Origin of the sequence: Butyrivibrio sp. WCE2006 (genome assembly GCF_000701985.1) — a bacterium.
In the GTDB taxonomy this organism is placed as follows: domain Bacteria; phylum Bacillota; class Clostridia; order Lachnospirales; family Lachnospiraceae; genus Butyrivibrio.
In genome coordinates, this window is record NZ_JNKH01000024.1 from 36578 (window position 1) to 48923 (window position 12346).

Below are 12346 nucleotides of genomic sequence, written 5' to 3' on the forward strand. Positions count from 1 at the left end.
TGATATGTCTAAGAAAATCGTATTAACAGGCGGAGGTACAGCAGGTCATGTTACACCGAATATGGCGCTGATTCCTGAACTTAAAAAGCTTGGATATGAAATCAACTATATAGGATCCCACGAAGGAATTGAGAAGAAGCTGATAGCAGATTTTCATATACCTTATTATTCAATTTCAACAGGAAAACTAAGAAGATATTTTGATCCCAAAAACTTCACCGATCCTTTCCGTGTAATAAAGGGCTTTGTTGAAGCCAGGCAGATTCTTAAGAAAATTAAGCCTGACGTTGTCTTTTCAAAGGGAGGATTTGTTTCAGTTCCTGTCATACGTGCAGCCGCTACACTGGGTATTCCCTGTGTTCTCCACGAATCAGATATGACTCCCGGCCTTGCGAACAAGCTTAGTTTTTCCTCAGCAAAGACTATATGCTGCAACTTCCCTGAAACATTGGATCTTCTTCCTGCAGACAAGGCTGTACTTACGGGTACTCCAATCCGAAAAGAACTTCTTCAGGGTTCAAAGGAGGCAGGTAAAAAGCTCTGCGGATTTACTGATGATAAACCGGTGATCATGGTAACAGGTGGCAGTCTCGGTGCCCAGAGTATAAATGAAACCATAAGATATGCACTTCCAAGACTTCTACCTACTTTCAACATAGTTCATTTATGTGGAAAAGAGAAGATGGATAACCTTAAACTAAACATGGAAGGTTACAAACAGTTTGAATATGTAAAAAATGAGATGAAAGATATTTTCGCCATGTCTGATGTTGTTGTTTCAAGAGCCGGTGCGAATGCCATATGTGAACTGGCAGCTCTTAGAAAGCCCAACGTACTTATTCCCTTATCTGCAAAAAGCAGCAGAGGAGATCAGATAATAAATGCGAAATCCTTCGAGCAGCAGGGCTTTTCAGTTGTCATTGATAATGAAGAACTTGATGAAGATATTCTGGTGGAAAGCATTTTTGATGTTTATGAAAACAGAGATAAATTCATACAGAAGATGCATGACAGTAACCAGTCCGGTGCTACTGAAACAATCATTAAAATCATAGAAGAAGCTGCTTCAAAATAATAGATGCTAAAAGACCTCAGTTATCTGAAATCAGAAAACTGAGGTCTTTAAATTTATATTGATCAAATATTAAGCAGATTACTGTAAACAGCAAGTGCGCCATCTGTTTCGTGTGCAAGAACTTTCTTTGCAAGTACCTTACCAAGCTGAACGCCTTCCTGATCAAAGCTGTTGAGATTCCATATGAATCCCTGGAACATTACCTTATTCTCGAAGTGGGAGAGGAGTGCACCAAGTGACTTGGGATTAAGCTCATCACCTATAATTATGCTTGAAGGACGACCACCCTTAAAGTTCTTGTTAAGGTTCTCATCCTTTTTACCACATGCAAAGGCAACTATCTGAGCTGCAACATTTGCACAGAGCTTCTGCTGGCTTGTGCTTCCCTGAATATCAACATCATTCTGTAACTGGCTGTTCTTAAAGCCAATGAACTGCATCGGGATAACATCTGTACCCTGATGAAGAAGCTGATAGAATGAATGCTGTCCGTTTGTTCCGGGTTCACCAAAGATTACAGGGCCTGTCACATAATCAATGGGTTCACCAAATCTATTTACGCTCTTACCATTTGATTCCATATCAAGCTGCTGAAGATGAGCAGGAAAACGGCTAAGTCCCTGTGAGTAGGGGAGTACTGCTGTAGAAGGATAGCCGAGAATATTTCTCTCATAAAAACCGATGAGAGCATCTAACATAGCAGGATTCTGCATCATATCCTTGTTTGCAGCAAGTTTATCTTCTTCTGCAGCACCATCAAGGAATTCTGCAAATACTTCAGGACCAAATGCAAGTGAAAGCACTGCTCCACCTACACCTGAAGTTGAAGAATATCTTCCACCGATATAATCATCCATATAGAATGCTTCTATAAAATCATCGCTCTTAGCAAGAGGTGATGTTTCAGAAGTAACAGCAATCATGTGCTTAGCAGGATTAAGTCCGGCCTTTTTAAGCGCATCCATAACAAAGGACTGATTTGTCAAAGTCTCAAGTGTAGTACCTGACTTTGATACAAGGATAAAGATAGAATGTGCAACATCTACTGAACTAAGTACTGCAGATGCATCATCAGGGTCTACGTTGCTAATGAACTTTGCTTCCATCTTGAAGTTTCCGGTTCTGTGAGCCCAGTTCTCAAGTGCAAGATACATTGCTCTGGGGCCAAGATCTGAACCACCAATACCAATCTGAACTACAGTTGTGAATTTCTCACCCTTCTCATTTGCTATTTCACCTGAGTGAACCTTATCTGCAAAATCTGCAATTCTTTTCTGCTCTTTTACATAGAATTCACGTTTATTAACACCATCAGCTACTACATCATTTCCAAGCTGGCCTCTGGTCAACTGGTGAAGAACCAGTCTCTTCTCGCCTGTATTAATAACTTCGCCGTTATAAAGAGCTTCAAATTTCTCTGAAAGCTGAGCTTCCTTGGCAAGCTTATCAAGTGCTGAAAGGATATCGTCATCAATTTCTTTAGCAGCATAATTATAATTAAGTCCTGCTGCCATTTTTACTGAGTATTTCTTTACTCTCTCTGCTCCTGACTCACCGGTCATAGCTGAAACAAGATCAATGTGTTTAACATTTCCCAATTCCTTGTAGGAATCAAGTGTATCAAGGTTTTTCCAATTAACCATTTGTAGAATCCTCCTGTCTTTGATTCTTTCCACTTTCGCGTTCAAGTTTAACAAAACATGAATGATGTCGCAACAATTAACTAATTAAATATTGATTAATTTAAATTATATTAATCTTGATAAAACTATTATATAGGCATAAAATGCTATCTTGAAATATTTTTTATAAGAAAAATTAATTTGGAGAAATGGAAATGGATACTTTAGAAATTCTAAGAAATCTTGCAATTATTATCATAACTGCCAAAGCTTTCGGTCTTATAGCAAGAAAGCTAAAAGCTCCTCAGGTTGCAGGAGAGATCATTGCGGGTCTTCTTATTGGCCCCACACTTTTGAATGTAGTTTCCACAGATGACTTTCTGGCAGGCATGGCAGAAATAGGCGTAATTCTTTTAATGTTCAGTGCAGGCCTTGAGACAGATATTGATAACCTGAAGAAATCAGGAATCAAAGCTACAATTCTTGCCTGTGCAGGTGTTTCAGTACCTCTTATTCTTGGAACTATACTTTTTATGTGCTTCTACGGATTTCAGGCTCCGGGATCCACAGGATTCATGCAGGCACTTTTCATAGGAACCATACTCACAGCAACATCAGTAAGTATTACTGTTCAGGCGCTTAAAGAGCTTGGCAAAATATCCACTGATGTAGGCACAACAATAATGAGTGCGGCAATCATCGATGACGTTATAGGTATCGTTGTTCTGACAGCTGTACTTGGTTTAAAAGATCCTAATGCCAATTTGGGAGCGGTATGTATAAAAACTGTTTTATTCTTTGCTCTTTCACTTGTCCTGGGAATAGTTATTTTCAAAATCATGCAGAAACTTGATGAGAGATGGCCTCACACAAGAAGAATTCCGATCATAGGAATGACTCTTGCCTTTATACTTGCTTATGTCGCAGATAAGTATTTTGGAGTAGCTGATATTACCGGCGCATACGTTGCAGGAATAATTTTGAGTTCTCTTGATGATTCAGAATATATAGACAGAAAGATGGATATCAATTCATATATGATATTTGGTCCTGTATTTTTTGCCAGTGTTGGGCTTCAGACAAATCTACGAACAGTAGATCTGACAATTCTTGCATTTTCAATTGCTTTTGTAATTGTTGGTCTTTTAGGAAAAGTTGTAGGATGTGGTCTTGTGGCTAAGATTCTTGGTTATACACCATCTGATTCACTTAAGATTGGTGTCGGAATGATGACAAGAGGAGAAGTTGCTCTTATTGTTGCTCAAAGAGGTCTAAAGGCTGAGATTATTGATAGCAGATATTTTACGGCAGTAATACTTTTGATCGTGATTAGTTCAGTACTTACACCTATCATTCTTAAGGCAATATATGCCGCCGATGAGAAATCTATGTGAATTTCAGGCTAATGCCAGATACGCTTTCATCTAAAGATTAAAGCTGCACTAGTCCGGTACGGCTTCTGTTTTTCTGAGAGAAAATCAGAATTTATATTTACTATAAATCCCCTCATTACAGGAAAACCCGGTAATGAGGGGATTCTTATACACCAAAAATGAGATTTGAAATACCTTTATTCAATTCCCTTTATAAAGCTTTCTGTAAGAGCAGCACAGTCCCTGGCAGCTTTTTTCTCAAATTCAGGATAATCCATGATATCACTTCCGTCAGCTTTATCAGAGATAGCCCTTAAAATTACGAATGGAATATTATTGAGTGCGCATGCCTGAGCAATACCACAACCTTCCATTTCGCAGCAAAGTCCGCCAAACTCGTTCTTGATACTATCTTTTACAACGTTATCAGATATAAACTGATCTCCTGAGCATATTCTGCCATCCCAGAGCTTTCCTGTAATATTTGCATCTTTTGCAGCCTTTTTAATATTATCTATCATCCATTTATCGGCTGTAAATTCGAGCCTTCCCGTCTGAGGGATTTCACCCTTTTTATAACCAAATATAGTAGCATCAACATCATGATAAACAGCATCAGTTGATACTACGAAATCTCCAATGTCAATTTTTGCATCAAGTGAACCTGCTGCACCGGTATTGATGATGTGAGTAACCTTGAAATCATCTACAAGAATCTGTACACAAAGAGCAGCATTTACCTTACAGATTCCGCTCTTAACCACAACAACATCTATCTTTCCAATCTTGCCCTCGTTAAATTCCATATTTGCCTTGGTAAGTGTTCTGGAAAGAGACATTTCATTTTTAAGGCTTTCCACTTCAATTTCCATTGCACCTATTATTCCGATTTTATAACTCATATTATACTCACTTTCACTAAATTTTTATTTAAGATTACTTTATCAAATCCTGGAAAAATAACAAGTTATAGCATATCTCGTCAAGTGCTCATCTCAAATAAAGAGTGCAAAACGTTTGCTTTGCACTCTTTAATACTATTATTTGAAATATCTGTCCAGAAGTCCCTTGAATGCTTTTCCGTGTCTTGCCTCGTCTCTTGCCATTTCATGAACCGTATCATGAATAGCATCAAGATCAAGAGCTTTAGCTCTTTTAGCCAGATCAGTTTTTCCTGCTGTAGCACCATTCTCAGCATCTACACGCATTTCAAGATTCTTCTTTGTTGAATCTGTAAGTACCTCTCCTAAGAGTTCTGCGAACTTTGATGCATGATCTGCCTCTTCAAAAGCAGCCTTTGTATAATAGTCACCAATTTCGGGATAACCCTCTCTATACGCCTGACGGCTCATAGCCAGATACATACCAACTTCTGAACACTCAGCATTGAAATTGGAACGGAGGTCTTCAATAATATCATCCGGAGCCCCCTTTGCAACTCCAACAACGTGTTCAGCTGCCCATGTCAAATCTCCATCCTGCTTACTGAATTTTTCTGCAGGTGCATGACAAATCGGACATTCCTTTGGTGGCTCGTCACCTTCATGTACATATCCACAAACAGCACATACCCATTTCATAGCCTAATATCTCCTTTCTTAACTTATGCCCAAAAAAATATAGTAATAACTATTAAATAGTATAGCAAATTATTTATATACATTTTATCGTTTATAGAATTTTAATAATTACGCGAAGATATTATTGTTATTTAATAATGTAGTTACTGTTTTTGCGTTATACTATAAATGGTTATTTATGTTGTTCTCACTTAAAGAAAATGGAGAAGGACTATGTCATTATTAGAGGAAAGAATTAAAAGTGTTTATGCCAATCTTACAAGAGAAGAAAAAAAGGCAGCTGATTATTGTTTAAAAAATGATTCAAGTATTTATAATAACACTGTAGCAGAATTAGCCGAAGCTTCCGGTACTACTCAGGCGACCTGGAGCAGATTTTCAAAATCACTTGGGTATTCCGGCCTAAAGGGATTAAAAAGAGAAATTTTTTCTGATGCCAAGAAAGCGGAAAAGGCATCACCACATATAGAATTCAAGGATATCAATCAATATACTTCCATGCAGGCTATAGCTGACAATATATGTGCTACCAGTTCCCAGGCAATTCAGACAACCTATAGACTCTTTGATACTCAATCATTTGAGGGTGCTGTTAATGCTATTGTAGCTGCCAGAATGATCCGCATATTTGGTGTTGGTAGCAGCTCTCTTGCAGCATATGATCTTTTCACCAAATTCCAAAGACTTTCTTATAATGTGACATACAATGAGGACTTCCATAATAGCCTGATGAATGCTGCTCAGCTTCAGTCAGATGATGTAGCCATTTTCCTTTGCGATTCAGGCAGAACAGAAGAAATCATGCAAATTCTTAAAATTGCAAATGAGAAAAATTCAGAGACAATAGCAATTACAAAACTCGGTAACAGTCCACTGGCACAGGGCTGCAACCACGTACTTTTTACGACTTCTCCCGAGATTGACAAGAAGAGTGGTGTAACAAGCTCAAGATTTGCACAGCTGTTCCTTGTTGATACTTTGTATACAGCAGTAGCTAATAAAGATTTTACAAATATAAGACAACATCTTCAGGATTCCTATGATTTGTTCCACGAAATGGGTTCCTACTAAGAAGTTTATAACTGTATAAATTGTTCTTTTTGCAAAACGGAGGAATGAGTCGTATCGGGCGATACGGCGATTGATGATAACGCAGCAGAGGACAATTCAGGTAAGTGATAAAGTCGACTTATTTGACGACATTAGCACTAGTTCCTATAAATTCAGAATTCTAAAAAACTGTAAGACTCCTTAATTGAAATAAGAATTCTTACAGTTTTTTCTTTTTTATTCTTTTCTTAAATATTCTTCCACACGGTGTTGAATTAAAGTTGAGGCTCTCTCTGCTGTTATTTCTTCATTATAAAAATGATTTGCAACTTCACTTATTATTCCAATAAGCTCAGTATCCTGATGCCTTAGCTTATTTATTTTGATTATAAATGACTTTAACTCCGTTGCCTCTTTCTTGTTAAGAGACTTTATAGAGTAAATCCTGTCGCCGATTGTTGTTTTACTTTTTGTTATTATCTTATGTCCATTTTCATCAATATAGTATTTTTCATGGCAGGAAGCATCCATCATTATATCAAGTGCCTTCTCATTAACCGGGAATCCCCAGTCAATACTGTATTGATATTCATCCAGCAGGAAATATCTGATAAACTCCCATGCGATTTCTTTATTTTTGCTTGAACTACTGATAGCAAACATCATCCAGGGATTAATATAGGATGATCCACCATCGATAGAAGGATATCCATTAAATACTATATCTTCTCCAAAATATCCGTCTTTTATTATTTTATAATCCTCAAATGAAGTTATGAAATAGGGGAGTAGTAGTGCATTTTCATTTCTATAACTATCCTGACCAATTCGTGGTCCTTTATTATCTTCAAGTTTCTTAATCTCTCTTAGGTAGATCAGAAGATTTACAAATTTGTAGTTTTCAAAATCACAGGTATTATTTTCAAAATCTATGAAATCAAATCCGGATGTAGTATAAAAATCATCAATGCCTTCAAAATGTACATCTCCAAGCATATACTGAATTTTTATATTATGCTTGTTACATAAATTCCGATAATTCTGCAGACTTACACTTGTTCCATCCAGATGATTTTTTGACACTGCACAGGTATCAACTGAAAAGAATGGAATTATCATATAGGTTTTTCCATTCCTTTTCTGAAGTTCAGTTATATTGTCAAGATAGTCATTTTTCTGTATTTCAGTATCTTTTTTCAGATATGAATCGAGAGGCTCCAAAAATCCTCTTGATATATACGAATCTATAGATGAATAGGAACTTAAAACCAGAATATCCGGTGCATTTCCTGATTCAATATCCTCATTCATCGATTTATAAACTGAATAATAGCTTGAATACCCTCCCTCAGAGTATTCTTTGACCTTTATCATGTATTTATCATTATTCTGATTAAAATCTATGATTCTCTTTTTTATGTTTTCATCTGTAAAGGCTGTTCCAATAGTAATTACAGTTTTATCATCAGTATTTTTTTCTTTTTTTGTCATGGAATAAATCTTGCCGGTATCTTCGTTATAGGAAGCAATAATCCTAAAATTTCCTGGCGATATTTCATTAAACATGACCGTATTATCTATATAAAAACCGGAATCTATAAAACTACAAATTTTATCAACACTTTTATCTCCAAAATTAAATCCGTAAACACATTCATTATCCACATAATAGAAATCATAGGAGATACCTGTAAAAAGGTATGACGATGTATATACTCCATCAGGAGCATCCTTTTTATTTTTGAGCGTCATCTTTTTTACATCAAATTCATATATTACATAATTCCACTCACTATCAGTTTCAAAGACAAAAACTTTTCCATCCTGTCCTGTAATCAGAATTCGATCGTTATGAACATTACCTTTATCCTCAATTTCTAGAAATTTTCCCTTTCCAGTATTTTCATCATAGAATGAGAATCCGGTTTTTGTGTAAATCAATATCCCTTTATTTTTTAAATATGCTATATTTCTGGAATTTGCATTTTTATCCGAATCCAATAAAAATGTTTTCCACAATTCATCTCCGGAAGATGAATATTTAACAAGCCTCCTGGTTCCGGTCTTTGATAAAGAGTTATCGCTTCCAGTTTCCTGTACTGCAGATTTTTCCGGATAAAAAGTTCGGATAACATAAAAGCATCCATCACTGCCCATTATAACTTTCTCAAAATCATAATTTCCTGATCCAATAAAAGTTTCTTTTGGCTTGGTATCATCATTTTTAAGACTTAAAAAACTGTAATTTGTATGACCTTCACTGCTTGTTTTTTTCAGACCATATATACCGTCTTTATTGCTTTCTACGCAGGTATACTCAGAATTTGATGACATATTAAAACTTATATCATTGAATTCATAAACATATTCATATGCATTATTGTCACCATTTTCTGCTTTGTCATAAGTGTTAAGTATACTATTTTCATAACTGCCACATGAACAGACAAATAGCATACTGCTTACAGCTAAAGCAATGGTTGCAAATTTACTAAAGCCTTTTATCATCTTATTTTTCCAAATTTATTACTGGTTGAAAGTTAATAGCATGATAAATTAGAAGCATGGAAATAGCAATTAAAAATAGACTCTAAATAAAAAAATAAAGAAAATCTTAAGAATTAGAGGATGACTTTTGACCTTTTCGAGTTTGCATCATATAATTGATACATGTCGTTTAATTCATTTTCTTTTATTTTAATATATTTACCGCTTGTACTCATAGTTTGGTACGGGCTCAATAAAATCGAAAAGTGGAAGCTGGCTGATATTTTTCTTATAGCAGCTTCTTTGATTTTGTACGGATTTTTTTCAGTAAATTTCGTAATTATACTTCTGGCCTCAAGTCTGGTAAATTATCTTTTATCTAAAAAGATAGAAAATAAACCGGTTCTTATATCCAGTATTTGTCTCAATCTTTTACTGTTAGGTTATTTTAAATATTCTAACTTCTTTATTTCGAATATCAACTCAGTATTAAATAAAGACTTTTCAGAACTCAATATAATTCTCCCTGTAGGAATAAGTTTTTATACTTTTTCACAAATTGCATTTCTAATAGATCAGTACAGAGAGAAGAATAATACACTAAATGTTGAAGAAAGACTTGGAAATGTAAGTTTTTCAGAATATTTTCTTTATATAACTTACTTTCCAAAAATAGTACAGGGACCAATAGCCCTTCCTTACGAAATTATTTCTCAGTTCAGAGATAGAACAAGAAGAATTGCTAATCCTGCCAATTTCAGAATAGGAGTGGAGCTCTTTATTATCGGTCTTTCAAAGAAGGTTTTACTTGGTGATAACCTTTCTAAAATTGTGGATTATGGCTTTAGGTACACTTATTATATGGATACAATCACAGGACTTCTTGTGCTTTTATCCTACACTTTTCAATTATATTTTGATTTTTCAGGTTATTGTGACATGGCAGAGGGCGTCAGTATTATGTTAGGCATAGAGCTGCCCCAAAATTTCGATTCTCCCTATAAAGCTATAAGTGTACGTAATCTGTGGCAAAGATGGCACATGACTCTTACAAGATTTTTCGTAAGATATGTATATATTCCTCTTGGCGGTTCACGAAAGGGAAATCTCAGAACCGCATTGAATGTCCTTATTATTTTCATTTTAAGCGGTTTCTGGCATGGAGCAGGTTGGACATATATCTGCTGGGGATTATTAATGGGACTGATGGTTGTTTGGGATGACCTTGGAATCATAGCAGTAACCGGAGATATTAAAAAGCATTATCTTCTTAGAAATAAGCCCTTATTTGTTATTCCAAAATGGCTTGGAAATATATTTACATTTATTGTATTTCAGATTTCTCTCGTATTTTTCAGATCACAGGACCTTAAATATGCTATTCAGTTTTTTAAACAACTTTTTATATTTACATGGCCCGGATTTATGTATAAAACCTCTGAAATGCTTGATATTTCAGAAAACTATCTCATAATAACCGCAACTAATCTGTTTGCAAAGCAATATACAAGCATCATATATGTAATCAGCTGGCTTATTTTGTTAGTTATTTCAGCAATAGTAATACTTAATAAAAATGCCAGAAAAATTGCATATAAAGGTATTCCTTCTAAAAAGTACACTGCATTTTTGATTATATTATTCGTATGGTCATTTATATCATTGTCTCAGGTAAGTACCTTTATTTATTTTCAGTTTTAAAACTTATTAGTTAAAACAGGTGAATTTTCTTGAATACCATAAAGAACGATATTAAATTTTTAAAAAGATTTTGCTTGATCACACTGCTGATCATCATACTGATTGGATTTATTGTATTCCTTATAGATCCTTTCTTTCATTACCATAAACCCTGGTTTGGTTTAAAAGCGGTACTGAATGATAAGGAATATCAGTGTATCGGGACTCTTAGACATTTTGATTATGATGCAATCATAGTTGGTTCATCAGTAGCAGAAAATAATGATAATGGATGGTATGATGAAGCTTTTAATTGCAAATCCATTAAGGCAATTAGATCCTATGGCGCTACAGCTGACCTATGTTATTTGCTGGATGAAGCATTTTCATCAGGTAATGATATTAAAAAGGTTTTTTACAATATTGATCCTTCATCACTAAATGCCAGCACAGAACCTACTTATGAATCCACAGGATGCCCGATGTATCTTTATGATCATAATCCTTTCAATGATATTCAGTATCTTTTTAATAAAGGCGTTTTATTTGAAAAGATTCCATATATGATAGTAAATTCTTATATTGTAGATTACGATGAGAATCTTTCATACAATTGGGCAAAATGGAAAAGCTTTAACAAAGAAACTTCTCTCGGACTATATTTCAGACCAAATGATGTTAAACCCATGATGGAAGAGTCCGTATATGATGAAGAGTTGCAGGGAAATATTGAGCTTCTTACAAACGAAGTACGTAACCATCCTGATACTGAGTTTTATTTCTTTTATCCTGCTTATTCAATGCTTTGGTGGGATGGAATATATAGAACAGGAGAGAGGGATGCATTCATTCATTGTGAAAAGGAAATGACAAAAGCTCTGCTCCAGTTTGATAATGTTAAACTCTATTGTTTTCAGAATGAACCTGATGTTATAACTAATCTTGATAACTATATGGATTCAATCCATTTTTCACCTGAAATCAATAGGCTTATGCTTGATCAGATGATTAATGATGAATATCTATTAACATTAGATAACTATGAAGAATCTCTTGATGATATGAAAAACTTCTCAGATAAGATTGTAAATGAACTGATCAAGCCTTATGAAAATAATAATATGATAAATTACGAGCAAATATACGAATAGAAAGTAAGCGCTTTTTACTCCCCCGTAGTTACGGGGGTCTCTTTTTGCCATAAAATAGATCTTGTAAGATAGAGCTACACTTCAGCTATGCTATACTGCTACACCATGATGATACATTATGTGTAGTAAACGTCTCACATTTCTTCCAGTCACTGTGTAGTAAACGTATCACATTTACAAGGGGGATTCGCATGACAAAGAAAAAACTGAGTAACGAACAATGGCTTTGCCTGATCCAGGACTGCCGTAGTAGTGGCTTGACTGACAGAGCATGGTGTACCCTGCATGACATTCATCCTACATCTTTCTATAGAGCAATTAGACGGCT

Annotated in this window: 9 protein-coding genes; 5 read left to right on the forward strand and 4 right to left on the reverse strand. The window is 35.2% G+C overall.

Annotated features, from left to right (window positions below; all coding sequences use genetic code 11):
- Positions 1-4 precede the first annotated feature (4 nt).
- Positions 5-1075, forward strand: a complete 1071-nt coding sequence (locus T501_RS13585; RefSeq protein ID WP_044915374.1) for an undecaprenyldiphospho-muramoylpentapeptide beta-N-acetylglucosaminyltransferase — start codon at positions 5-7, stop codon at positions 1073-1075.
- Positions 1076-1137: 62 nt separating this feature from the next.
- Here T501_RS13585 and T501_RS13590 read toward each other — a convergent pair whose 3' ends face one another.
- Positions 1138-2718, reverse strand: a complete 1581-nt coding sequence (locus tag T501_RS13590; RefSeq protein WP_026509024.1) for a glucose-6-phosphate isomerase — start codon at positions 2716-2718, stop codon at positions 1138-1140.
- A 194-nt stretch (positions 2719-2912) separates the two neighbouring features.
- Here T501_RS13590 and T501_RS13595 point away from each other — a divergent pair, with 194 nt between their 5' ends.
- On the forward strand, positions 2913-4091 hold the full coding sequence (locus T501_RS13595; protein ID WP_044915376.1) for a cation:proton antiporter: 1179 nt from the start codon (positions 2913-2915) through the stop codon (positions 4089-4091).
- Between the two features lie 176 nt (positions 4092-4267).
- Here the strand turns inward: T501_RS13595 and T501_RS13600 are convergent, their stop codons facing one another.
- Together T501_RS13600 and T501_RS13605 are read right to left on the reverse strand one after the other, a co-directional pair.
- Entirely contained in the window at positions 4268-4972 is a 705-nt protein-coding gene (locus T501_RS13600) for a 5'-methylthioadenosine/adenosylhomocysteine nucleosidase (protein ID WP_044915378.1), read from the reverse strand.
- Between the two features lie 138 nt (positions 4973-5110).
- Complete coding sequence (locus T501_RS13605) at positions 5111-5650, reverse strand: NADH peroxidase (RefSeq protein WP_026509021.1); 540 nt, start codon at positions 5648-5650, stop codon at positions 5111-5113.
- 213 nt (positions 5651-5863) lie between these two features.
- On the opposite strand from T501_RS13605, the gene T501_RS13610 reads away from it, so the two are divergent.
- Entirely contained in the window at positions 5864-6721 is an 858-nt protein-coding gene (locus T501_RS13610) for a MurR/RpiR family transcriptional regulator (protein ID WP_044915380.1), read from the forward strand.
- Between the two features lie 216 nt (positions 6722-6937).
- Here the strand turns inward: T501_RS13610 and T501_RS13615 are convergent, their stop codons facing one another.
- Positions 6938-9208 carry an ABC transporter substrate-binding protein gene (locus T501_RS13615; RefSeq protein WP_044915381.1) on the reverse strand — a complete coding sequence of 757 codons (2271 nt, stop codon included), beginning with the start codon at positions 9206-9208 and terminating at the stop codon, positions 6938-6940.
- Between the two features lie 288 nt (positions 9209-9496).
- Here T501_RS13615 and T501_RS13620 point away from each other — a divergent pair, with 288 nt between their 5' ends.
- Entirely contained in the window at positions 9497-10888 is a 1392-nt protein-coding gene (locus T501_RS13620; protein WP_242845529.1) for an MBOAT family O-acyltransferase, read from the forward strand.
- A 74-nt stretch (positions 10889-10962) separates the two neighbouring features.
- Positions 10963-12018, forward strand: a complete 1056-nt coding sequence (locus T501_RS13625) for an SGNH/GDSL hydrolase family protein (protein ID WP_242832926.1) — start codon at positions 10963-10965, stop codon at positions 12016-12018.
- Positions 12019-12346 lie beyond the last annotated feature (328 nt).